This window comes from Imperialibacter sp. (assembly GCF_048007035.1).
In the GTDB taxonomy this organism is placed as follows: domain Bacteria; phylum Bacteroidota; class Bacteroidia; order Cytophagales; family Cyclobacteriaceae; genus Imperialibacter.
Genome location: NZ_CP180355.1, coordinates 4,149,463 through 4,174,234, shown reverse-complemented (window position 1 = coordinate 4,174,234; position 24,772 = coordinate 4,149,463). Strand labels below are relative to the sequence as shown.

Genomic DNA, 24,772 nt, shown 5'->3' with positions numbered 1-24,772 from the left:
TTGCTTCCAGCACGCTTTACTTCGCCCGGCAAAGCCTAATGCTTTAAAGCGGCAAAGAGGGGATGCCCGCTCCTTGGCAGGATGCCTGGCAGCGGCTTCTTTAGGGATCAAGCGGAAAATCTGGGGGGATTGCCCTTTAAACCCAATATCCCAAGTGGTCATAAAAAGCAAAAGGTCCAAGCGAGACGCATTGAACCAGTTTTGCTTTTTTATTTAACCACAAACGAAACATTCGATCCCCCCAGAAATACATATTGATCCTTCTTTAGCCGACTGCATCCCCGAAAAGCTCATCAAACATCCCCGCCTGGTATATAATTTACAAAACTGAGGAAAACAAATCCATTTTGTTTACGTTTGTGAGGATAATCAACCACAAACCTAAAAAAATGAAAGGTAACAACCTTGGTGAACTTGAAGAGCTTGTGTTACTCATGGTGGCGTCGCTTGACGAAGAAGCCTATGCGGTGGCTGTTCGGGAAGAGTTGGAAAAATCTGCCAGCAGGGTGGTCAACATAAGTGCCGTTCATTCTTCACTCTACAGGCTTGAGGACAAGGGTTTTCTTACCTCCGAATTCGGCGGCGCTACATCCAAAAGAGGGGGAAAAAAGAAGCGCCTATTTAAAGTCACTTCAGCCGGTTATGCCATCCTGAAAGAAGCGAAAGAAACAAAAGAGCAGATTTGGTCGAACATCCCCCAACTGTCATTTTCGACTATTTAAGCACTTCGGTTTTCAATTATGGAGCCCCTTCGCAAGCCACCAAATCGACCACCCGCCTTCGGCACTTTCCTACTGAGGAAGATCTACAGTGAGGACCTGTTTGAGGAGATCCACGGCGACCTGCTTGAGTTGTACGAGGAACGAATAGCAACGAAAGGCAGGTGGAATGCTTCGGCCCATTATATAAAGGATGCTGTGCTTTCAGCACGCAACTATGACCTCAGGCGGACACGACATTACAAAACTCAAAATAACTCAGGCGCTATGATTCGAAATTACATTAAGATTACGCTACGCACCATTTCCAAGAACAAAGTATACACCGCACTAAATGTGCTGGGCTTGGCACTAGGCATGGCTGCATGCATGTTTATTATGCAGTATGTGGCATTCGAAAGAAGCTATGACAAGTTTCATGAAAATGCCAACAACCTTTACCGTATCCAATACAACAACTTCAAAGACGGGCAGCTTCAGTATGAGTGTGCCGCTGCAGTTCCCAGAGTGGGGCCTTTCATGAAAGAGCAAATGCCAGAAGTGGTAGACTTTGCCAGGGCTTATCCATTATCGATGGTGGTCTCCTACCAAAATATCAACTTCAGAGAAAACAGAATCCACATCGTCGACCCTGCGTTTCTCAAAATCTTCACTTTCCCGTTGGTTACAGGAGATGTTGAAACATGCTTGAATGAGCCCAACACGGTAGTGATATCGGAGACGGCCGCCAAAAAGTATTTTGGAGACGAAGACCCGATTGGAAAAATGATCAGAGCGGATGGGCAGTATAGCATGGCAGTAACGGGTGTTGCCAAAGATGTCCCTGACAACTCACACATCAAGTTCGATTTCCTTATTTCCTATCAGACCCTAAATAACCAAACAGACAACGAGTCGGAGACGGCTTGGGGCTGGTACGATTTTAATTCTTATGTGCTACTGAGACCTGGCACTGATCCAAAAGAATTTGACAAAAAGTTTGAAGAGGTGCTGCTCGCAGAAAGACAGGAAGATTTTGATAAGTACAACTTTCGTCAGGAATTCCCTCTGCAACCTATCACAGACATTCACCTGTACTCAAACCTTTTGCAGGAGTCGGAGCCAGACGAGCAAGGCGATGGGCAGGCCGTGTTTTTCCTTGTCATTATCGCCGGTTTTATCTTGCTTATTGCCTGGATCAATTATATCAACCTGAGCACTGCAAGATCTATCGAAAGAGCCAAAGAAGTAGGGGTAAGAAAAGTGATGGGGGCCGTCAAAAGTCAGCTAATTGGCCAATTTCTCACAGAGTCTGTAATACTCAATTTGCTGGCATTCACCATTGCACTTCTGATTGTGGTAATTGGCATCAGCCAGTTCAATGGACTTACTAATTCAAAACTAAGCCTCACCTTTCTTGCTGAAGGAAGCTTTTGGGGCATATCTGCACTTTTGATTTTCTCGGGCTCCATTCTTGCTGGCTTGTACCCAGCCTTTGTGCTATCCTCCTACCAGCCTTCGAAGGTGTTGAAAGGAAAAATGACCGGAAACAAGGCTGGTATTTATCTTCGTAAGGTATTGGTTGTATTTCAGTTTGCTTCCTCTGTTTGCCTCATCGCCGGCACGCTCATCGTGTATCAGCAGCTCAAATACATGAACAACCTTGACCTCGGCTTCGATATGACGGAAACCCTGGTAGTGAAAGGGCCCGGTGTGTTTACAGCAGACTCACTCTACAGACCAACTTTGCAGACTTTCAGAAATGAGCTCTTGCAAAACCCGGAGATAAGAGCCTTCGCCTCAGGCACCAATGTGCCTGGTGATGAGATATTCTGGGCGAATGGCATCCGACGAGCCGAAGAGCCAAGGGAGTCGAACAAAGCCATCTACATTGCCGGCGTCGACTATGACTACTTTCCCGCCTACGATATCGAAGTGGTAGCGGGGCGCAACTATGGCCGGACGTTTACGACAGACACCGGTGCAGTCATCCTCAATGAGTCGGGTGCAAAATACCTGGGGTTCCAATCGGCCGAGGAAGCCATCAATAAAAAAGTTTTCTGGGGTAGAGGAGAAAAAACTATTATCGGTGTCGTGGAAGACTACAACCAAATGTCAGCCAAGATTGGTGTGACGCCATTATTGTTCCCGCTGATCACCGGAAGAAGCAGCTTCTTCACTATCAAATTAGACAAAACGGCGGGCAAAGACCTCAAGCAGGTTTTTGAGAAAGTAGAGACCTCCTACGCAAAGCTTTTCCCCGGCAATCCGTTTGACTATTTCTTTCTCGACGACTTCTTTAATCGCCAGTACAATTCCGAGAAGAAATTCAGCAGGGTGTTTACACTGTTTGCAGGCTTTGCTATCATCGTCGCCTGCCTCGGCTTGTTTGGGTTGTCGTCGTTCAACGCTGTCCAAAAAACCAAGGAGATTGGCATCCGGAAAGCCATTGGAGCCGATGTTGCCCACATCGTAATGCTGCTTTCGAAGGAGTTTGTATACCTGGTGCTTTTCGCCAACCTGATTGCCTGGCCTGCAACCTGGTTCGTAATGAATACCTGGCTGGATAACTTCGCCTACCGGATCGCCATCACACCACTTGTGTTTGCGGTTGCAGGCCTGTTGGTTTTGGTCATCGCCGTGCTCACTGTTGGTTACAAAACCATGGCGACGGCCAAGTCCGATCCTGTGAAGGCGTTGAGATATGAATAAATTCGCTTAGGGAACAATCTCGTGAGGGATTGAGTTAATTTGAAGCCTGATTGAGACACGTCAATCAGGCTTTTTTTTATGAACTACATGCGACGTTTCCTTTCAATACTAAAATACACAGGCCTGACACTGGCTGCTATTCTTTTGCTGGTGTTTGTTGGCGGCTTTCTTTTCACCAGCCTTAGCCCCCAGTTTGGCGGCTCTCCAACAGAGGCGCAAGTCGCTTCTTACGAAAAGTCGGGGCATTTTGAAGAGGGTTTGTTCGTTAACAACACCCCCACTTCCATGGAAATGGACTGGGCTACGATCAAAACCCTGCTACGGGACTACCTTGTTGGCGTGCCTAACCTTGCACCGGAAAATTTGCTACCCGTGCTCAAAGTCGATTCACTTAGCATTGTGAACCGGCCCGACACGCTTACCAGGCTCACCTGGTTTGGTCACTCAGCTTTTCTTTTAGAAATAGAAGGCAAAAACATATTGCTGGACCCTATGTTTGGCGACAGCCCTTCTCCTATTTCGTGGCTGGGCTCGCATCGGTTTACCGAGGGGCTACCCATAGAAATCGAACAGCTTCCGGCTATCGATGCTGTCTTCTTTTCCCATGACCATTACGACCACCTCGATTACGAATCGGTGATGCGATTAAAGGGCAAAGTGAAAGACTTTTACGTGCCGTTGGGTGTGGGCGCTCACCTGGCAGCCTGGGGTGTAGCCGAAGACAAAATACATGAGATGAATTGGTGGGAGGAAACTACACATGAGAATCTCCAAATTGTCTGCACACCGGCAAGGCATTTCTCCGGCAGGGGCATTACCAATCGTTTTTCAACGCTTTGGAGCTCCTGGGTAATCAAAGGACAGCACGCCAACATCTATTTCAGTGGCGATAGCGGCTACGGCCCACATTTTAAAGAAATTGGTCAAAAGTACGGCCCGTTTGATGCGGCCCTTATGGAGTGCGGGCAGTACGACCTGCGCTGGCACAATATTCACATGCTGCCAGAAGAAACTGCCCAGGGTGCCATTGACTTAAATGCAAAAGTTGTGATGCCCATCCACTGGGGGGCATTTGTGCTGGCGCTTCATGCATGGAAAGATCCTATTGACCGGGTGACAAAAGAGGCTGCTGCATTGGGGATGCCTATCGCTACACCAAAAATTGGCGAAAGACTGATGGTGGGCCAGCCAGACTTCCCGATGGAAAGATGGTGGGACTCGCTAAAATGATTTTGCCTTATTTTTTGAACACGCCATCATACCCGCTGCCCATATAGGCACCCCATTTAATTTCCTTGTTAACAGGCAGGGTGGTAGTCAGTCGGACTACTTCCATCCCATCGAAGGTGTAAGTGTGTTCTGTGTTTGTAGCATGGCAGTAAACGATGTCGATATTGCCATCGCCATCCAGGTCTCCCACCCAGGGGGTTGACGAAAGATTATGTCCGTCGGTATGAACATCGAGATCAATGACTTCACCCGTGGTGAAATCGATCACCGCCAGCATATTGTAGAAGTACTTCTTCATCAGACCATTTTCCAGGCTCTCGGCCTGATAGTTCACAATCACCAGTGCATCATCAACACCATCGAGGGTAAAGTCGGCAATCACAGGCGTGGTGGTTTGATAAAGCCCAAGGGAATCCAAAAACTCAACCGCTCCATTGGCGCCATTCACCATGAATTGCTTGGTCCAGTCGAGGTTGGGCCAGGAACCCTGAGCAAACGACAAGAAAAAGTCGGCGGTCTTATCGGTGTTGAAGTACCCGACTGAAATCGAGCTATAAGCTTCAGTATTATCCATTTGCACCTGCCAAATCTTCTGATGCGTTTTTCCGTCAAAAGCCAGAAATCTTCCATCCACCGCATTGGCAACAATATCCGGCCTGCCGTCGTCGTTCACATCTACCCAGGCAGCCGGAGCTATAAACCCCTTATTGGCACTGCTATCGAGCTTAATGGCGGCCGTTAAATCGCCTTTCATTACCTGAGAGAGGGTACCCAACCACAGGTTTCCCCCAATGGTTTCGCCCCCTGTTCCAAAAATGATTTCTCTGTCATTGCTTCCTGCCATCGGCAAAGTAGCCACCGACATGTATATTTCCTTTCTATCAGGCATCGGCGCCTTGCCCAGAACTTCCCCAGTGAGCGTGTTGAGCACTACCAAATGCCCTGCTGGTCTGTTTGGGTCGTAAGGCTCTGCCATCACATCCCCGCCATTGGAAATCAAGATATCCTCCACACCATCTCCATTTTGGTCTGGCACAAACTGTGGATTGTAAAAATTGAACCACTGCTTTTGCTTCCGCTCTTTGGCCAGATCCGGGTCGTTGAAATGCCAGATCACTTCACCGGTTTTGCCATCTACAGCCTGTAACTCCGCTGACCTCCCATTGATGAACACATCCATCACACCATCGCCGGTGATGTCTTTCAGGCTGGCTGAGCCAAACACCTGATCAATAGCCGACACATTCCAAAGCATGTCGCCGGTTCGCCCGTCCAGTGCAAAAACGGCCGAATCGCAGGCTTTGAATTCCTCCCTGCCCGCCCCGAGAATAATATCTTTGATGCCATCTCCATTGAGGTCAGCTACTCTGGGCGACGAAAAAGTCCCGATTCCGGGTAGACGTTTTGTCCATGAGTCTTGCGCCAGCAACTGACCGGCTATGCTAATGCATACCAGCATAAAAAGTGTAAACCGAAAAGCCATCCGATGCTATTGATTTTAATCCTTTGAAAGATAGATCAAAAGCGCATGAAGTTCAAAAAGGGTTACCCTACCGGGGAGTCACCGGTTGCGTCCAGGCCGTTTCAAAATCACCCTCTTTGAAAGGATTTTCTTTATACTTGTCGGATACTACTTTGGCCCTGACGAACACTATGTCTTCAGTCAGTTCAAATTCAGCAGCCATTCCTTTTTTCTCCATCAGCACTGAAGACATCTCTTCCCCGTTCTTCACACCAATGAACTGTATCGTATAGGCAACACCTTCCTCTGCAGCCACGTCCACTTTAAGCTTATTTGCTTCCCGGACAATTCCGTTCAAAGTCACGCCGGTCGATCCATAAAAGTCGCCTGCTTCCATGGCTTCAATCAAAGATGCAGGTCGGAGTGAGTCGGCCTGCACCATCACCCAGCCCCGGCCGCTGTTGCTATAGGCATCGCCTAACATATGATAATTATGGCTATCGTCGGTTGCCACACCATACATGAGGGGCTTACCGGCGGTCAGGTAGGCAATATTGATGCGGTCCCACATCTCCTCCATACCAATATGGGTGGAATCGCCGTAGTTGCTCACCATGGGATGCCCATTGAACACCTCGAAGAATCGCTCACCGTTGAGTGAGATCATGTCGTCTAGCGTAATAGCAAAATAGAAATTGGGATGGTTGACGTGAATGATCATTGGCTGGCCGGTGGTCTGTCGTTGTGCCGCTACTGCGTCGATGCTTTTTTGCAGCACATCCGATACACTACTCCCTTCCTGTGCCCCAATTAACTCTTTGACGTTGGTAACGTTCAGGTGTAGAGGTTTTCCCTCGAAACTGTTCGTAATTTCCTCTGAATGTATGATGAGGAATTTGTCCTTTTCGGCAAAAAGTGGCACGTATTCCTGAAAAGTTTTCAGCTTCACACTTACCCGGCCTGTGTCCTCCTTATACTCCACCCAGTCCTCTCCATATTTTTCAAGATAAGTGTAAAAAGCGTCTTTATACACCCCGCCCCTCGGCACCAGCTTCCACTTTTCACCAGCCGCCAATGTGTTGTGGTCAGAAAGGCCAACAAAGTCATAGCCGTGGTCCTTGTACCAACCCATGATCATTTCAGGAAATTCGTCACCATCACTCCAATAGCTATGGGTGTGTAAATTTCCCTTGTACCATTGCCTTTCAACCTTAGCTGTTTTCGGCGTGCCACACGACCAGAGAAGCAGCAAAAAGACCGATAGAATACCTAATCTTTTCATTTTCTAAAATTTTGATTTTATCAATTCACCAAACGAGTGTTTCAAAAAGAAAGCAAATATGACAATAACTCATCCAATAGATGCGTCTTTCGGTAGCTTTTATCAGTCATTTCGTGCTCAGGTCACACGCCAAACTTGCCAAAGAATCAAACAACTAATTCTTTGAAAAATATAATTTAAATAACTGAGCCGATTCCGTCATTTAGTTGCATCACCTATACAATTTGGCCTCAAAAGTTGAAATATGAAAAGAAATTGCATAATATACGTTAGCATTCAATAACCTTATAAGTAGAACCACTATTAACCTAACCTGTTTATGTCCAATTTATTGGACATATTTTACCTTAGAGCATGTCACTTAAATCCACCCTACCAGCAGAAATCTACAATCGGATTGAAGAAATCCAGTCCATGATATTCGAAATTGCCAACGGCAATTACAACTTCCGACTTCAGCGCTCAGCCGAAAACAACGAGCTTGATGGCCTTATAGGGGGCATCAATATGCTGGGAGAAGAAATTAAGGCATCCACAGTATCCAGAAACTACCTCCAAAACATCTACAGGGGGGTTATCGATCTGTTGATCATTTTAAAGAAAGACTTCACTATTGAGACGGTCAATCACCAGGTGTTAAGCTCTCTTGGATACACCAAAGACCAGCTTGTTGACCAGCCATTCAGCAAGCTACTCGGCCCCAACTATCAGGACAGCCTGGATCGGATTGAGAAAGATTTGAAGGAAAATAACATCTCGGTGAATTTGGAACTTAATTTCCTCACATCGGGCAACGTTGCAGTTACACATGCCGTTTCATTTTCGCTCCTTTCAGGGAGCGATGACCTCGACACCAGCATTTTGGTCACTGCCAAGGACGTTACCGCATTTAAGGAAACTGAGGAACGGCTTAAGCGCCAAAATGAAGCGTTGAAAGAAATTGCCTGGATACAATCGCACAAGGTGCGGGGGCCGGTTGCGTCTATTAAAGGGCTCATGATGCTGATTGATTTGGATCAAAACTCGCTTGAAGAAAACCGACAAGTTTTTAAGAACATGCAGCTAACCATCGAACAGCTTGATGCCATTATTCATGAAATCGTCAGCAAAACGGGGAACCTCTTCGAGGAGGAGGACTCTCCGCAGTAACATAAGTGACTCCAAAAACTGATTAGTGCGCTGGGTTCGCCTCCAAAACTTCCACGCAGCGTTATTCCAAAGGATTGCTTTGCTGCTGCCGAATGCGTCTGCCAGACCCACAATCTTGATCGCTAATTATCAACAGGCAGGCAGTGCACATTAATACAAGCCGACTATCTTGAACTCCTCTGCCTAAATTCATACCTTGATAAAAGCTCCTGCCACCAAACCAAACAGCCGTTGAGTTGTTAAATGCTTGAGTTTCACAGGTACTTGCAAAAACGACCTGATATGAAGGCTTTGATAGTTACATCGCTATTTTTTCTTTTTCAAGGAAAGATCGTGGGCCAGTCGAATTGGCCTTACCGTGTCCCCGCAGGTGTCAAAGTGGAAAGCATAGTACCATTCGACGAACTCTATCTGTTTCCAGCTTTCCGAAAGTGCTCCATTTTCTATGTGGATGGCAACACCTCATTGGCCATGGCCAACTATAGTCTGCTATATCAAAAAATGGTATTGATCAGCGTGAAAAAAGATACCACTTTCTTGAAAAACGACTATCTGGTTCAAAAATATGACTTTGGAGGCACGGTCATTCTTAACGACTATAAATATGGCCTTGTAGAAGCACAGAACGACTCGTTGTTCCCAAAGCTTGCCAGAAAAGACTTTGTCCATTTAATTCCTGTAGATGAAGGCACCTTTGATGGATACTCCAATTTTGTCGATCCCTCCACAACCAACATCGTACTAAGGAGAGTAGGAAACGACACCGACAGAGTGCTGGAAGACCAGTTTGCCCGGAGCAACATCATCGTGGAAAAGAAGGTGGCATTCTTCTTAATAGACCGTAACCAAAGAGTATTCCCAGCCAGCGGAAAGTACATCTACCGGATACTGCCCCGCCACAAGAACACCATCCGTGATTTTATTAAAGCGGAGTCTATTGACTTCAAAAGTGAAGCCGGTCTTCACAAGCTATTGGATTTTTGTCGAAAACTGTAGCGGTTTTTTCTCTCAGACTCAAAAAAAACTAGTCCTACTAAACTCAATCCACTATCACTACAACGACCACACCTTTGTTCCTTTTTCATAAGGCTGGCAGGCTACGTATTTGCCGGGAATCGGCTGGTACCTCAATATCCGTTCACCCAGCTCCTCAGTGTTAAGGTAACTGGAAACAGTCATAGCTTTGACCTTCTTGAAAACAGCATTGACCTCCTTCTTAGCCATGTCGGTGCCCCACACCGATATGCCATAAGACTCTGGTGTATCGTACTTGGCAAGAAACGCATTTCTCTCTTCCTGACTACATTTCACAAAGGTCTTGCCCTGCATGGTTTCGCATTCTTTCAGGAACCCGTCAAGGTCTGACTTGAATTGTTCCTGATCGGTGGGTGAGAATACCGCCGAGATAAAGGCGTCCATGGTCTGAGCCACCTTCATGTCCCTGGCACCCGGCGTACTGGTCTTTGGCAAAATAGTCTCTGTTAGCTCGTCTAATGCTGCTGCTTGCTCAGGGGTGAGCGCCAGAGGCTGCCAGCCCAGCTCAGGGGCGGACTCGCAGCTATTTAAAATCGATAAAATGGCAGGGGCCGAAAGGGTGTACCCCATACTCAGGGCCATTCTTCTGATTACTTCTCTTCTTTCCATGGCTTAGAGATTTTTCTTTTTTAGTTGTTCAGCAGCATAGTTAGCGGCTCTGGCTGTAAGAGCCATATATGTGAGTGAAGGGTTCTGGCAAGCTGAAGAAGTCATGGCGGATCCATCAGTCACGAAAACATTCGGAGCGCCATGCACCTGATTCCATTTATTGAGTACCGACGTTTTCGGATCATTTCCCATTCTTGCGGTGCCCATTTCGTGAATCCCCAGTCCCATAGCTGCCGGTGAGTCGTACGTTTCTACTTTCTTGAAGCCGCTCGCTTCCAGCATTTCGGCAGCCGAATCAGCCATGTCTTTTCTCATGGCCATTTCATTTTCCCTGAACTCAGCGTCGACTGTAAGGGTCGGTAAACCGTACGGATCCTTTTTGTCAAAATTGAGCCACATGCGGTTGTCCTGATGAGGCAGGCATTCACCGAAGCCCACCAACGCCATTTGCCATGGCCCGGGCTCCATCAAACCGTCTTTGAATTCGGCACCGAAACCAGGCACGCTGCCGCCTCTGCCTGCCCCCGCCCGTTCTGCTCCACCCTGATACCCAAAGCCCCTTACGTAATCATTCCTTTTGGTTTCTTCATTAATATTCCTGAATCGTGGGATGTAAATACCATTAGGGCGGCGGCCTTCGTAATACTTATCAGCAAAGCCTTCGAAATCACCTATGGCACCCACCCTATAGTGATGATCCATAAGGTTGCGCCCGAGCTGATCACTTTCGTTGCCAAGCCCCGTTGGATAGCTGTCAGAAGTAGAGTTTAGAAGAATAAACGTGGAGGCCATGGTGGAGGCATTCAGGAAGATCACTTTCGCAAAATACTCGGTGGTGGCTTTTGACTCAGCATCAATCACCCGCACGCCGGTAGCTTTTCCCGTCTTATCATCGTAAATAATAGAATGCACAACTGCATTCGATATCATGGTCAGGTTGCCTGTCTTTTCTGCATCAGGCAGTGTGGATGATACACTACTGAAGTATCCCGAAAAAGGACAGCCTCTGGAGCAACGATTGCGGTATTGGCACGGCCCACGGCCATTATGCTCCTGGGTAAGGTTGGTAACACGACCAATGGTCAGGTACCTGTTTTTGAAATTACTTTCTATTTGTTGTTTGGTATGCTGCTCCACGCAGTTGAGCTCCATTGGTGGCAGAAACTGCCCGTCTGGCAAGTGAGGAAGCCCCATAGCCTCGCCGCTGATCCCCACATATTTTTCTACATAGTCGTACCAGGGTGCAATGTCTTTATAGCGAATTGGCCAGTCGACGCCGATGCCCTCTTTGGCGTTAGCTTCAAAATCCAGGTCGCTCCACCGGTAAGTCTGGCGACCCCAGGTGAGGGAGCGGCCTCCGGTTTGGTAGCCCCTGATCCAGTCGAAACGCTTGACCTCATCGTATGGGTTCTCTTTATCGTTTACAAAGAAATGTTTGGTGTCCTGCCCTATCCACCCTGTGCGACTTTGTACTTTTCTTTCCTGAGCTTCCTCATAACTTAGCACACCATTATTGGGCATATCCCAGGAGTCCTGATGAGCCGTGGGATATTCTCCGTGTTTTACTGACCTTCCCCGCTCCAGCACAAGGGTTTTTAGTCCCTTTTCGCAAAGCTCTTTGGCGGCCCAACCACCGCTTATTCCTGACCCTACAACAATGGCATCGTATTGATGGGTGCTATTCTGATCCTGCATGGTATCAATGTAGTTTAAGTAACAGTATTTCCCTTTCGGGGAAAAGGTTCAATATAGCCATTCTGCAATAAAGAGAACAAGAAAGCGCCCAACAATCTGTCAAGTTTTGAACTAGTCTGAATTGCCTCTTTGATGCGTTATCAGGCGATTTGCGGAGCAACTTGATCCGGTCTGCGATTAGCAACCGGCTGCCTCAAAACAAGCCTTTTACAACTATTCACCATCAATCATGCTCTTCAATTAAGCCAGCGCCTCTGACGGCACATAAGCACTTTCATGCATTAATAACTTCAAATACAGGATATGCGGTTCCTCCTTCTCTGTATCATAGCCCTCTCCATCGGCGGTTGTACACCAAATCAACCTGAAAAAGTAGTGACGGATGATGGTGTCACTATCGACTACCAAATCCATGGACAAGGAGATACTACCCTTTTGTTTCTGCACGGCTGGAGCATTAACAAAAGCTACTGGGCCAATCAAGTAAGCGCCTTTTCCCCTGCCTATAAGGTAGTGGTGATAGACCATGCAGGCCATGGGGGCTCAAGCGGCCAGCACAAAGAATGGACGCCACAGCGACTGGGGAAAGATGTAGCCCAAACCATTGAGCAGCTAAGTCTTGACCATGTAATTATCATAGGCCATTCTATGAGTGGCGACATTATGCTCGAAACGCAAGCCCTCGTGCCTGATAATGTGATTGGGCTGATTGGCGTTGATAACTTTAAAGAAGTGGGGCAAGCAATGACTGAGGAGCAGGTCTCGCAAATGAAGGAGTTTCTTGACTACTTTTCACTCCACTATTCCGAGGTAGCTGATCAATATGTAAGAAATGGTCTGTTTGTAGAAAACTCCCCTCCTGAAGCCGTAGAGCGAGTTGTTAAAGATGTACTGCAAATGGACTCGGTCGTGTCGGTGGACATCATCGAACAACTGGTTTGGTACCAGGCCAGGGAAGCTGATCTGTTAAGAAACCTACGTTGTAAGCTGTATTTACTCAACAGTAGTTTCAGCCCAACCGACACAACCGGGCTTGCAAGGACTTGCCTGTCGGGTTTCCAAATTATCGACATTGGCCCAACCGGACATTACCCAATGATTGAAGACACTGAAAGGTTTAACCACGGGCTAAGGGAAGCACTATATCAAATCGCCATGCACTAGGCATCAGTAGAACACGCTGCCAGTTTTCGCCATCTGCTCTCATCTTTTTTATTAATCTCAACTATTGACTATATTAAGGGAGATTGCCGTTGCCGGCATATCAAATCGCTCTCAACGGCCTCCTTTTATTGGAAAGACAATCACAATCTGGACTCTTTTCTAATAAATTTTGATATTCATTAGATTTAATTCAAATGAAGTCATAATTTATTGCGAGATATTTAACACACACCCTGATTGACTATATAAAGCTCATTTGCGAGCACCCGAAACGGGCTGACCTGCAGACTCAGGCAAGCCTTCCTTCGTGCCCTCTGGCGGGGAAGTATTGTTGCCGGATGATTCATTGCAAAGTCAATAGAAAGGATTGACCCGAACAATGGCTGCTTCACAAATGTTTTAAAGAAAGGTATCGACTAAAATTAAGCACAGGCTTCATGCAACACACCAACATTTTCGAGTCTTACCACATCGGCGAGGGTACTTTTGATGAAATGTACCAGGGCAAGGAGGTAAGATCAGCCTATCAGGGAATTTTTAATTTTCTTAAGAGTAACAGTCCCGAAGACCTCACCATGAAGGAGGAGCTATCCAAGCGTCTCTTTATGAGCCAGGGCATCACTTTTACGGTGTATTCCAGCGGCGAGGGCATAGAAAAAATCTTTCCTTTCGATATTATCCCAAGAATCATCACGGCTGACGAGTGGGATTTTGTTGAGAGGGGCATCAGGCAGCGGCTCAAAGCGCTCAACCTGTTCCTGAAAGACATCTATTCTCATCAGTTCATCCTGAAGGACGGCATAGTGCCCACCGACATTATTTATTCCTGTCCTCATTTTATTCGTGAAATGCATGGACTGAAAGTACCTCACGATATCTATGTGCATATATCAGGCATTGACATTATCCGTGGCGGCGACGGTACTTTCTATGTGCTGGAAGATAATTTGCGCACACCGTCCGGCGTGTCGTACATGATCGAAAACAGGGAAATTACCAAGCGGATCTTTCCTGACGTGCTACGCCGCAACTCGGTAAGGTCAGTGACGCAGTATCCCACATTGCTACATAAAAACCTCAAGTCACTCTCACCCCGGCAGGTGGCTAACCCCACAGTTGTATTGCTTACGCCCGGCATGTTCAACTCTGCTTACTTTGAGCATACGACTCTGGCCCGCCTCATGGGCATTGAGTTGGTGGAGGGGCGTGACCTTGTGGTAGAAAACCATAAGGTTTTCATGAAAACAACCTATGGCCTGCAGCAGGTTGATGTTATTTACCGCAGGGTGGACGATGATTTTCTTGACCCACTTGTTTTCAACAAAGAAAGTGTGCTTGGCGTGGCAGGCATTATGTCGGCATACAGAAAAGGCAATGTGGCCATTGTGAACGCAGTAGGCAACGGCGTAGCCGACGACAAAGCCATTTACACCTTTGTGCCTGACATGATCAAGTACTACCTCAACGAGGAACCCATTCTCAGCAACGTGCCGACCTATCACTGCGCAGATCCTGAACAACTGGAGCATGTTTTCAACAACATCACCTCTATGGTAATCAAAAAGACCAATGGCTCAGGTGGCTATGATATGCTGATGGGTAACTCCGCTACAGAAAAGGAAATTGAGGACTATAAAAAAGCGGTTCTGAAAGACCCAAGACAGTTTATCTCCCAGCCTATTATTAGTCTGTCCACATCTCCGTGCTACATCAATGGCAAGTTAACGCCCAGGCGGGTAGATTTACGCCCGTTTGCATTGTACGGCCCTGATGGCATCGAAATTGTGCCCGGAGGCCTCACCAGAGTAGCTTTGAAAGAGGGTTCCATGGTGGTAAACTCCTCGCAGGGTGGTGGCAGCAAGGACACCTGGGTATTGGCTTAATAGTGAAATTGACAACAGACTTTAGAAGATAAATATATGCTTAGCAGAGTAGCAGACTCACTTTTCTGGATGGCACGTTATATGGAGCGCTCCGACGGCATCCTTCGCATGCTTAAGGTGAATTACAACTCGTCGCAGGACAACCTGAGCGATTTTAGCTGGCAGCCTGTGCTGAAGGTGTTCACCTATCTGGAGGGGCCCGCCATTATTGAGCTGGCCAACGAAAGCAGCGAGGTGTTGCGTTACATGATTCTTGACAAGGAAAATGATAACTCGGTACAAAACATAGTGATCCACGCCCGGGAGAATGCCCGCTCGGTCCAGGACAATGTCACTATAGAAGTGTGGCAATGCCTGAACGACTTCTACCACCTCATCAGGGACGAACGCCACATCAACAGCCTGGCGCAAGGCGATGCTATTTCGGTGATTGACCTGATGGTGAAGCAATGCCTGGTATATTATGGCACTGTGGACATTACCATGTCGAGAGGCAGTGGCTACTGTTTCATGTCGCTGGGTAAGTTTTTGGAAAGAGCGTTGCAATCAATTGATATACTCGATGTGAAGCTTGGCAGCATGTCGGCGGAAGACATGCAAGCATACGACACTCTCTACTGGAAGTACCTGCTGATGTCGGTGTCGGGGTATAAGCTTTACCTAAAAAACTATCAGTCAGGCTTCGAAGCCCGCAATGTGGTTCATCAAATTGTTCTGAATACACATTTTCCAAGATCTGTCATCTACTCGCTGGATCACCTGCATCGCAACTTCGAGCAACTCAGTGCCTACCTTGACAAAGCAAGCTTTGATGAGCTCAATTTCGAAATAGGTAAACTGCGCAGCAAGGTTCGCTACTCTACGCTCAACGACATTGAGGCCATGGGACTGCATACATACCTGGCAGATATCAAAAAGGACTTGTCGGACATCAGCAGCAAGTTGAACCAGTATTGTTTTGCTTATAGTTAGAGGGAGATGGAGATGGAAGACCGAAGATGGAAGAGCGAAGATAGAAGACAGTAGAAAGCCTGCGGGATCGAAGCGGAGTCAAATATCAAATCTGAAATCTCAAATCACCAACCTCCTGTCCTTTCATCTCAAATTTGTAACTTCCAATCTGTAATTGTCAAATCCGAATTTCAAATTAGCAATTCCTTTATGCCCAAGTTCAACATCCGCCACCTGACCAAATACACCTACACCACCTCGGCGACGAACAGTGCCAACGAGATCATGCTCTATCCCATCCAGGACGATCATCAGGAAGTTCTCCAGCATCAGGTGATCATTACCGGTAACCCGGACGTGTATGTGCACAAAGATTATTATGGCAACAACGTGGGCTCTTTTGCATTTGCCGACCCTCACCTTCAGCTTCTGATCGACTCTATTCTGGAGGTTGAGACAAAGAAAGCACCGGAAGTTGCCGACGAAAGCCCCGCCGATGAGCAGTGGAAGCACCTTTACAACATATCGAACCATGTGCCTTACATTGATTTTCTCAGGCAGGAAAACTTTCAGGCGATTCCTGAAGTAATGACACTGATTGAATCTATCAAGAAACAAAATGCCACTCCTCTCCAGGCCGCACTTAACCTTAGCGAGTATGTGTTTAACCACTTCGCCTATATCAAAGGAGTAACCACTGTGGAAACTACACTCGATGAGATTTGGAAGCTGAAGTCAGGTGTTTGCCAGGATTTTGCGCACATGCTGCTTGTGATGTTGCGCCAGCTCTTTATTCCGGCCCGCTATGTGAGTGGCTATGTGTGTCCCAATAAAAATGGCATGCGGGGCGAGGGCGCTACCCATGCCTGGGTGGAAGCCTACATCCCCGACCATGGCTGGGTGGGCATAGACCCGACCAATAACTGCCTCGTCAACGACCTGCACGTGCGCCTGGCCATAGGCCGCAGCTTTGTTGATTGCTCACCAGTGAAAGGCACCTACAAAGGTGCAGCCGACCATACCCTTGAAGTAGCCGTGTCGGTAGAATATGAGGGAGGGCCAAAAGTAAACCAGGACCTGGCCCTTGAAGAAATAGCCAAAGCCACCGCTACGCCCGACGTGAATTCTTTCCAAAGGTACCAACAGATACAGCAGCAGCAGTAGCCCTCTTGCGCCAGAGGCGTAGAAGTGGGAAGATGGAAGACGGGAGACAGAAGCCGGAAGACAGGAGCCTGCCCGACTACTGGCGGGACCGAAGCAGGCGTCGGTACGGCAGCACTGGCAGCCGTCAGACGCCCAGAAGGCTTAAAAGGAGGCAGAAGTCGGAAACAGAAGACCGGAGCAGGCGTCGGCAGGATAGCATTAACCTGATGCATAGGGCTTTACCCAATGCACAGGTATTGCGCCATTTCAGGGGTTGGGTAGCTGCGAGCCTTGAAAGGGCGCAATTCGAGGATGATGGCGGTGAAGCCCCATCCTAAAAGAAAGACAGGAGACCGCAGCAGGCATCCGCACTCCAACCCCCTCATCCTTTCACTCATTTTTCGTAAATTACAAGGGTAACAAGGTAATCCGATCCAATACGCTTATGGTACTCCGTCGTCATTTTCTCAAAAAAACAGCCGCCGGGTTGGTAGCCATCCCGGCCATACTTCCAATGCTCAGCTGCGAAACCAAAGCTGAAAGCGCCGTCGCTGAAGCAGACTACAATTGCGTACTCACGCCACAGCAAACCTCAGGCCCCTTCTATTTCGATACAAAACTAAAACGGAGCGATATCACAGAAGCCAGACCAGGCCTTCCTCTTGCCTTCAAAGTGCGGGTGGTAAATGTGCAGAACTGCTCTCCAATAGCCAACGCCATCGTCGACATCTGGCATTCTGATAAAGACGGCCTATACTCAGGCTACCCCCGCCAGGGGGAAAAGCGAATCGACACCAGTGGTGAAACCTTCTGCCGTGGCCACCAGCAGACAAATGCCGACGGAGTGGCCTCCTTTCTTACGATGTTTCCCGGGTGGTACCCGGGTCGGGCGCCTCATATTCACTTTAAAGTATACATGCCAGGCAATAGCTTTGTCACCTCACAAATGTATCCGCCCTGGGAAATCGCTAAAGAGGTCTACAACTCACCTCTCTACGCCGCCCGGGGACAAAGCCCCACGACCTACACCAGCGACGGCGTACTCCGCTCCTCCGATCTGAGCAAGCTTACCCTTTCATTGGAAAAAGAAGGAGAAGGATTCAAAGGGACGTTTGTGGTCGGGGTAAAAGTGTAGAGACGGAAGTTGGAGGACAGGAGACCGAAGTCCGGAGTAGGCGTCGCTGCTATAGCGCTGGCCTTCTGCGATGGCAGTCGTCAGACGCCCGAAAGGCTTAAAGGGATTTCTAATCAGAAATTTCAAATACCTTCAATCCGTAACCTCCAAATCCGTACTTTCGCATCCTCAATTCTTCAAATACTCAGATCTGCAACCCTTCGCCCATGTCCTCCAATAACAACATCTTCGCTTTCTGGTCCTGGTTTGAAGACAACCTTGGCCGAATCCGCACTGTGCTGCTCGACCCCTCCCACCCCGATCGGGAATATGTCGTCAGCTCTCTTGACCAACACATCCTGGCCATTGGCACCTTCACATGGGACATCGAGAAAGGCATGCACCGTCCCTGGAGCCTGACCATTTCGCCCAATGGCGACCCCGAGCTACTGGAGCAAACCAAAGCCATTGTGGAGCAGGCACCCGAGCTCGCCGACTGGGAGTTTTACCCAGCACACCAACCAAAGAAGCAAGACTTTGCCTTCACAGTGTATGACGAGGAAATGAACCAGCAGGCTGTGGATGCCAATCCCTGGCACTATGTGCTGATACCGGCGAGTGGCAGGCAGCACACCCTGCTCATAGAGGCAGGCAACTGCCCACATCTCGACGACAATACCCTTTATGCTGCTGTCAACCACCTGGTGACCTGCCTGCTGGGTGAGGAAACCAAAATCCACCGAATTGCCGACATTGAAATTGTAGACGAGCTCGACGAAGAACACCACAAAGCAGCGAAACCTATTGTGCAGCTGGGTTTGGGGATTGGCTAGAATATTTCAATACACCTTGAGAGCCCACTCCAGAAATGCCTGATTGAGACCCCGGCTGGTAGCCAGGCATCACGCCCCTGCTGAGTTTGGTACGACAAAAAACGTCGCTGCCCTTTTCACAGCCTCACCACAAATACTACAGGATAAATAACCATTGATGCTAGCACTTCGGTCGGATACACCGTCATACCTGCGCAGGCAGGTATCTCTGACTAAAGCCGCAACCTTCTTCCCGGTAGCATTAACAGTTTCCCCAAAAGTACCTAATCAAGTCCCTGGCTGATAACCAGGCTGCTATCTCCGACCATCACATGGCTTGGCTTGCAATAAAAAATACCTGTCAATTTTTCGGTTGCCAGGCTACGGTGAGCGCATGTTCTTTGTACAAAAAACAACAGAAACATGAAAACCATCTTCTTTTCAAGCCTCCTGATCTTCCTCGCCCATACTGGTAGCGCCCAGCGGCTGACCGCCAACTTTTTTGCCCGCACCCCCCAGCTCGTTAACTACAATTTCAAGTCCACTCAATGGTCGTACACCCCACTAGTTTCGGCTGGCATGGGCCTCAGCAAAGGGCCGGTATTTTTGGAACTAGCCTCTTTCATCAACAGTAGCAACGTAGTCGGCTACTATACCTTTTTTGGTGGTATTGTAAGCAAACGCCAGCTTGACAACGCCACAGCTATCACCACAAGCTGTTTTGGCGAAGTCACTCACATTCCAGCCGCATCGGCCGAGAGTGTACCCCTCTGGATCGAAACGAGTGGAGTATGTTTCACAGCCAGCCAGCAGATAGGCAACATCAATATTGGTTTTCCGGTATGCGTTGGCATGGCCTACTCCGGTCAGGCGTTCAGCTTGAATACCAGAATCATGCTGAATGTATCAATGCAATTGCCCCATAAAAACAGACAAAAGACTGGTTCTATAAACTAAGCTTGGCAAGCGATTGCGAATTTGTACATTACTCCCATAATCTTCTTTTTTGTTCGCTGCCCTGGATAAATTCAAACAATGAAGCTCAGTAGAAAAATCATGTACCAGGCCATTCTGGATAAAGACACCTCTTTTGAGGGTATCTTCTTTACGGCAGTAAAAACCACCGGCATCTTTTGCCGTCCCTCCTGCACGGCACGAAAACCCAAATCGGACAATGTAGAATTCTTTAGCACGTCAAAAGAATGTTTGCACCGGGGCTACCGTCCATGCAAAGTATGCAAGCCTCTGCACCACCTCAACGAAATGCCCATTGAAATGAACGCCCTGATAGAAGAGCTGGAAGCCAACCCGGGCAGACGGCTCAAAGATGGCGACTTGCTAGAGCGTGGGCTGGAGCCCCATACTGTCAGGCGCTGGTTCTTGAAAAACCATGGCATCACTTTTCATGCATATCAGCGAATGTTTCGAATTAATACGGCTTTTAAAAAAATACAGCAGGGAGATGGTATTACCGGGGCAGCTTTTGATGCCGGCTTTGAGTCGCTAAGCGGATTTGGAGAGTCATTCAAAAATATCTTCGGTGTGGCCCCAAAAAATAGCAAAGCGAAACGGGTAATTGACCTGAAAAGAGTAGAAACCCGACTAGGCACCATGATCGTATGCGCTGTCACTGAGGGCATTTGCCTACTGGAATTCAGCGACCGGAAAATGCTGGAAACCGAACTTATAGCCCTTGCCCGACATTTCAACGCTACCATTGTACAGGGAAGCAACCCTCACTTCGAGCTGCTTGAGCGTGAGATCGCCGACTATTTCGACGGAAAACTACAGGATTTTACCATTCCGCTATCATTTCCTGGGTCGGCCTTTCAAAAAAGTGTGTGGAAGCATCTGATGAGCATTCCCTATGGCACCACAGCCACCTACGGAGAGCAGGCAGCAAAGCTGGGCAGGCCAGAAGCTGTACGGGCCGTAGGCAGGACCAATGGCATGAACAGAATATCGATCATCATCCCCTGCCACCGGGTGGTGGCCAAAGACGGTGCCCTCACTGGCTACGGCGGCGGCATATGGCGAAAGAAGTTCCTACTTGATTTGGAAAAGAGTAATAAGTAGGAGCAAGCCAGCCAAGTCATTATGCCTTCACTTTAAGGCCGACCAACCTGGAAGGGAAGGCAGGTGTCCCCAACATTGCCTCTGGTTAACCCCGACAGTGCGCCCACGAATACCTGATTTCCCGAACTCGAAGGACTGGCATGACGCCCCTGCAGAGGTCGGTGCCAGAGGATTGTGCTGCTGTTTCATAACCAACCTACGAGCCCACAGGATACAGGTGGCATGCAACATACTACAGCAGGCCGGCGTGCCCAACAGCCTCACCTCTTTAGTCAAACTTTTTCCCTTCCAGCACGCCCACACCTTTAGGCAATGGATTGCCGGACGAACGCCTGAAAGTAACCACTTGACCTACGTGCCACAGGGCATCGGCAATAGGGCCGTTGATCACGTTCCAAAACGGATACGCCTGCGCTTTGTCGCCACTGCCGAATATCATCCGAAAGCTCTCCAGATCGGCAGCGCTGGCGGTGAGTAGCTTTTGGCTGGCCTCTTGTATGTTGAGCAGCGTAGCCTTGCGCAAGGCATCAAAGGTTTCCGGCGCAGGATCTCCGCCCACATTGGGTTGCTTGCGGGTGGCATTCACAATCACCTGACTGAGGCCATGAATATGCTTGACAGTAGCCATACTGCTGCGGGCTTCGTCGCCGGGGCTCCAGGCCAGGTCTTCAGGACGCAGCCCTTCGGTAGCCCAGTAGTAGCGAAAGCCCAGGCCGTCCACCATACGAGCGGCCACGGTGCCGGGCCCATAGGACGCCGGGTAGGCTGGTATTTGATAGTACGGGAGATCGGTGGTTTGGGCGTTTAGCGTCAGCGAAACAGCAGCAAGGCCGCAAAAGAGTAAGCTTTTTAACATGGTATTGAGTTTTTGATGAAGCTAAAATAAGAATTCGAATCTTGTTTACTCGCTGGTCATCTCAGAAATTACCCTGACAGATGGAAGAGCACACCAAGTCAAACACACCATGACTGAAAGGAGGACAGAGGCGAAGCGTATTGTCGTCTCTGGCAGTCCGCTCGAAATGAGCAGAATAGCCGCAGACAAAGGGCCACAAAAAAGCCACCGAATCTCTCCGGTGGCTCTCACATCATCTATTAACAATCAATATTACTCGATTACATCCACCTTCATCATGTTGGTGCGGTTTTCCCAGTGGTGCGGCTGTGAGCCAGTGTATACCACGGTATCTCCTTTGTGCAGGAATCCCTTGTCTATCAGGATGTCTTCCAGGTGCTTCAACGTCTCTTCAGAGCCTACCCTTTGGTTGTAGTAAAAGCCACGGATACCCCACACGAGGTTCATGGTGTTCAAGATCTTGCGGTCATCTGTGAATATAAAGATGTTCGCTTTTGGCCTGTGTGACGATAGTCTGAAACCAGTATACCCCGATTTCGTCATTCCCAAAATAGCTTTGGCGTCGATGTTGGCGCTCAGGCGGGCAGCAGCTCTCACGAGCTTGTCGTTCACAAGTGTGGCAGAGTCGTCGTTGCTTTCAGAGAACTTATTGAACATTACGTCGGTGCCCTGCTCAATGGAGGTAATTATCCTTACCATGCTTTTCACAGACTGAATAGGGAATTTGCCTGAAGCAGACTCTGCACTTAGCATCACCGTGTCAGCACCATCCATTACTGCATTGGCCACGTCGTTCGCCTCGGCCCTGGTAGGCCTTGGGTTTTCAATCATGCTTTCCATCATTTGCGTGGCAATAATCACGGGCTTTGCCGCCTTGTTGCACTTGCTCACCATCATCTTCTGGGCTAACGGTACGTCTTCCATAGGAATCTCCACGCCGAGGTCGCCACGAGCCACCATCAGGCCATCGGCCGCTTCGATAATGGCGTCAATATTTTTGAGTGCTTCGGGCTTTTCAATCTTGGCGATGATCCTCGAGGTGCCTCCCTTTCTTCTGATCTTCTCCTTCAGGTCAAGTACATCCTCGGCTTTCCGAACGAAAGAAAGCGCTATCCAATCGACCTCATGCTCCAAACCAAAATACAAATCCTCCTCATCCTTTTCAGTCAGCGACGGGGCAGACACTGGCGTATTCGGGAGGTTGATCCCTTTTTTCGACTTTAAGATTCCACCGTATACTACCCGACACTTTACCTCATCGGCTGAAGTGGCCAACACTTTCAGTTCAAGGTTGCCGTCGTCGATGAGAATGGCATCTCCAATGCTCACATCGTTGCAAATACCTGCATAGGTCGTACTGATAATCTGAGCGTTGCCTACCAGCTTTCTTGTGGTGATAATGATTTCCTGACCTGGCACAATTTCCACTCCCCCATTTTCCATGTCACGGGTACGAATCTTCGGCCCCTGAAGGTCCTGTAGCAACGCCACGTGCGTACCCATTTCCTCGTTGAGCTCTCTTACCAGCTTAATAACCTTAAGGTGGTCTTCATGAGAACCGTGGGAAAAGTTGAGGCGGAAAACATCTACCCCCGTTTGTATAAGGCTCTTCAGCATTTCCTTACTGTTAGAGGCAGGCCCTACGGTGGCTATGATTTTCGTCTTATTAAAAATTGGTGAGCTTTCCATGAGTGTTATTCAAATATAAGATTTTCCTTTTCTTTCAGTTTATTGATATTAATTGAGGCCAGGTACTCTACCACGGGAATGCTTTTCAGAGCCGTAAGGGTACCATCAGGATCAAAAAATCCGCCGTCGTCATTAATCATTATGAGATAATCGAAGTGAGCCAACTCAGCTAGTAAAAAGCCGGATTTTCCGGCACCTGCCAGGCTCTTATTCTTAAGGAGCCGAAAAGTACTGTATTCCGTTTTAAATAAAAAGTGGGAAATGGTGATTTCACGATCATTGAGAAATTCCACACTGAGTTCCTGCTGTTTTACCAGCCTCACACCGAGCGCACTATTGATATGCCAGGCAAGCTTGTACTCCCTGGCTGAAGTGGCCAGGCCAAGCAGCGTGAAGTCATAATTGTACTCAATATGTAACTTTTTGCTCTTCACCTGTGGCTCCCGGGATCTTTGATTAGTTTTTTTACGGCATTACCTCTTCTGTCAAGCCTGTGGGCATAGCACACATTTAACTACTATGTGACAGGCGGCGGAGCGTTTACCAGCACAAAGTTAGCGTTATTGTGGTAGCTGTAAAGGCAAAAAGGGCAAATTCAACGTCGAAAAAACACCGGTTGTCAAATCTTTTCTATTCCCTGAAGGCAATCAACGACACACTTCCCAGCTCGAAACTACCTGCAGGCATGCCAGACAAAGGAAGCAACAACAGACCACAACCTGTAGCCTTTAACAATTGCCCCATTCGGTAAAGTGTTGCTTTAAGGCACCTTCAGGCTATTAAAGTGATGTTTCTCTTCGGCTTGCACTCTCGCTTTTAAGTCCAGATAACCCATTCATTATCAGCCCAAAAAAGCCCTTCCCAAACCGTTTTTTGCTATCTTTAGCTAAAATTAAGATTGAACGAATTTGTTTGACATTATTGGGGAATATCTATTTCTTTGCAGTGTTTTTTACTAACTAAACATTAAAAAAATGTCTGAAATTGCACAAAAAGTTAAGGCTATCATCGTGGATAAGCTTGGGGTAGAAGAGTCTGAAGTTACTCCTGAGGCAAGCTTCACCAACGACTTAGGTGCTGATTCTCTTGACACAGTAGAACTTATCATGGAGTTCGAAAAGGAGTTCAATATTTCTATTCCTGATGATCAAGCCGAAAATATCACCACTGTAGGACAAGCAATTACATATCTCGAAGAAAACGCAAAATAAA

The 24,772-nt window shown here is 48.0% G+C and carries 22 protein-coding genes; 15 read left to right on the top strand and 7 right to left on the bottom strand.

Features of this window, described 5'->3' with window-relative positions; all coding sequences use genetic code 11:
• The first annotated feature begins 389 nt into the window (after positions 1-389).
• From ACMVP2_RS18010 to ACMVP2_RS18000, 3 genes are all read left to right on the top strand, one after another.
• On the top strand, positions 390-722 hold the full coding sequence (locus ACMVP2_RS18010; protein ID WP_416864489.1) for a PadR family transcriptional regulator: 333 nt from the start codon (positions 390-392) through the stop codon (positions 720-722).
• An 18-nt stretch (positions 723-740) separates the two neighbouring features.
• The gene (locus ACMVP2_RS18005; protein WP_416864488.1) at positions 741-3,410 is read left to right on the top strand and encodes an ABC transporter permease; all 2,670 of its coding nucleotides are present in this window, start codon (positions 741-743) and stop codon (positions 3,408-3,410) included.
• Between the two features lie 78 nt (positions 3,411-3,488).
• Positions 3,489-4,640, top strand: coding sequence for an MBL fold metallo-hydrolase (locus tag ACMVP2_RS18000; RefSeq protein WP_416864487.1), 1,152 nt, complete (start codon positions 3,489-3,491; stop codon positions 4,638-4,640).
• Between the two features lie 7 nt (positions 4,641-4,647).
• Here ACMVP2_RS18000 and ACMVP2_RS17995 read toward each other — a convergent pair whose 3' ends face one another.
• A complete protein-coding gene (locus ACMVP2_RS17995) occupies positions 4,648-6,123 on the bottom strand; it encodes a PQQ-binding-like beta-propeller repeat protein (RefSeq protein WP_416864486.1) in 1,476 nt (491 codons plus the stop codon).
• A gap of 67 nt (positions 6,124-6,190) precedes the next feature.
• Positions 6,191-7,384, bottom strand: a complete 1,194-nt coding sequence (locus ACMVP2_RS17990; RefSeq protein WP_416864485.1) for a histidinol-phosphatase — start codon at positions 7,382-7,384, stop codon at positions 6,191-6,193.
• Positions 7,385-7,738: 354 nt separating this feature from the next.
• On the opposite strand from ACMVP2_RS17990, the gene ACMVP2_RS17985 reads away from it, so the two are divergent.
• On the top strand, positions 7,739-8,533 hold the full coding sequence (locus ACMVP2_RS17985) for a PAS domain S-box protein (RefSeq protein WP_416864484.1): 795 nt from the start codon (positions 7,739-7,741) through the stop codon (positions 8,531-8,533).
• A gap of 282 nt (positions 8,534-8,815) precedes the next feature.
• On the top strand, positions 8,816-9,529 hold the full coding sequence (locus ACMVP2_RS17980) for a hypothetical protein (protein WP_416864483.1): 714 nt from the start codon (positions 8,816-8,818) through the stop codon (positions 9,527-9,529).
• Positions 9,530-9,586: 57 nt separating this feature from the next.
• On the opposite strand, the gene ACMVP2_RS17975 is transcribed toward ACMVP2_RS17980, so the two are convergent.
• Both ACMVP2_RS17975 and ACMVP2_RS17970 read right to left on the bottom strand, forming a co-directional pair.
• Entirely contained in the window at positions 9,587-10,177 is a 591-nt protein-coding gene (locus ACMVP2_RS17975; protein WP_416864482.1) for a gluconate 2-dehydrogenase subunit 3 family protein, read from the bottom strand.
• Between the two features lie 3 nt (positions 10,178-10,180).
• Positions 10,181-11,872, bottom strand: a complete 1,692-nt coding sequence (locus ACMVP2_RS17970) for a GMC oxidoreductase (protein WP_416864481.1) — start codon at positions 11,870-11,872, stop codon at positions 10,181-10,183.
• A gap of 303 nt (positions 11,873-12,175) precedes the next feature.
• On the opposite strand from ACMVP2_RS17970, the gene ACMVP2_RS17965 reads away from it, so the two are divergent.
• From ACMVP2_RS17965 to ACMVP2_RS17925, 9 genes are all read left to right on the top strand, one after another.
• Entirely contained in the window at positions 12,176-13,036 is an 861-nt protein-coding gene (locus tag ACMVP2_RS17965; RefSeq protein ID WP_416864480.1) for an alpha/beta fold hydrolase, read from the top strand.
• A gap of 437 nt (positions 13,037-13,473) precedes the next feature.
• Complete coding sequence (locus tag ACMVP2_RS17960) at positions 13,474-14,919, top strand: circularly permuted type 2 ATP-grasp protein (RefSeq protein WP_416864479.1); 1,446 nt, start codon at positions 13,474-13,476, stop codon at positions 14,917-14,919.
• Between the two features lie 36 nt (positions 14,920-14,955).
• Positions 14,956-15,891 carry an alpha-E domain-containing protein gene (locus ACMVP2_RS17955; protein WP_416864478.1) on the top strand — a complete coding sequence of 312 codons (936 nt, stop codon included), beginning with the start codon at positions 14,956-14,958 and terminating at the stop codon, positions 15,889-15,891.
• A 189-nt stretch (positions 15,892-16,080) separates the two neighbouring features.
• Positions 16,081-17,034, top strand: a complete 954-nt coding sequence (locus ACMVP2_RS17950) for a transglutaminase family protein (RefSeq protein ID WP_416864477.1) — start codon at positions 16,081-16,083, stop codon at positions 17,032-17,034.
• A 32-nt stretch (positions 17,035-17,066) separates the two neighbouring features.
• Positions 17,067-17,351 carry a hypothetical protein gene (locus ACMVP2_RS17945; protein ID WP_416864476.1) on the top strand — a complete coding sequence of 95 codons (285 nt, stop codon included), beginning with the start codon at positions 17,067-17,069 and terminating at the stop codon, positions 17,349-17,351.
• 107 nt (positions 17,352-17,458) lie between these two features.
• Positions 17,459-18,148 carry an intradiol ring-cleavage dioxygenase gene (locus tag ACMVP2_RS17940; RefSeq protein ID WP_416864475.1) on the top strand — a complete coding sequence of 230 codons (690 nt, stop codon included), beginning with the start codon at positions 17,459-17,461 and terminating at the stop codon, positions 18,146-18,148.
• Positions 18,149-18,354: 206 nt separating this feature from the next.
• Positions 18,355-18,960 carry a hypothetical protein gene (locus tag ACMVP2_RS17935; protein ID WP_416864474.1) on the top strand — a complete coding sequence of 202 codons (606 nt, stop codon included), beginning with the start codon at positions 18,355-18,357 and terminating at the stop codon, positions 18,958-18,960.
• 402 nt (positions 18,961-19,362) lie between these two features.
• Entirely contained in the window at positions 19,363-19,896 is a 534-nt protein-coding gene (locus ACMVP2_RS17930; protein ID WP_416864473.1) for a hypothetical protein, read from the top strand.
• Between the two features lie 78 nt (positions 19,897-19,974).
• The gene (locus ACMVP2_RS17925) at positions 19,975-21,015 is read left to right on the top strand and encodes a bifunctional transcriptional activator/DNA repair enzyme AdaA (RefSeq protein WP_416864472.1); all 1,041 of its coding nucleotides are present in this window, start codon (positions 19,975-19,977) and stop codon (positions 21,013-21,015) included.
• Positions 21,016-21,283: 268 nt separating this feature from the next.
• Here ACMVP2_RS17925 and ACMVP2_RS17920 read toward each other — a convergent pair whose 3' ends face one another.
• From ACMVP2_RS17920 to ACMVP2_RS17910, 3 genes are all read right to left on the bottom strand, one after another.
• Positions 21,284-21,871 carry a DinB family protein gene (locus ACMVP2_RS17920; RefSeq protein WP_416864471.1) on the bottom strand — a complete coding sequence of 196 codons (588 nt, stop codon included), beginning with the start codon at positions 21,869-21,871 and terminating at the stop codon, positions 21,284-21,286.
• Positions 21,872-22,123: 252 nt separating this feature from the next.
• Positions 22,124-23,560 carry a pyruvate kinase gene (gene pyk, locus ACMVP2_RS17915; protein WP_416864470.1) on the bottom strand — a complete coding sequence of 479 codons (1,437 nt, stop codon included), beginning with the start codon at positions 23,558-23,560 and terminating at the stop codon, positions 22,124-22,126.
• 5 nt (positions 23,561-23,565) lie between these two features.
• Positions 23,566-23,994: an IPExxxVDY family protein gene (locus ACMVP2_RS17910; RefSeq protein ID WP_151998839.1), complete on the bottom strand. Its 429-nt coding sequence runs from the start codon at positions 23,992-23,994 to the stop codon at positions 23,566-23,568.
• 540 nt (positions 23,995-24,534) lie between these two features.
• Here ACMVP2_RS17910 and ACMVP2_RS17905 point away from each other — a divergent pair.
• A complete protein-coding gene (locus ACMVP2_RS17905) occupies positions 24,535-24,771 on the top strand; it encodes an acyl carrier protein (protein WP_151998840.1) in 237 nt (78 codons plus the stop codon).
• The last annotated feature ends 1 nt before the right edge of the window (position 24,772 follow it).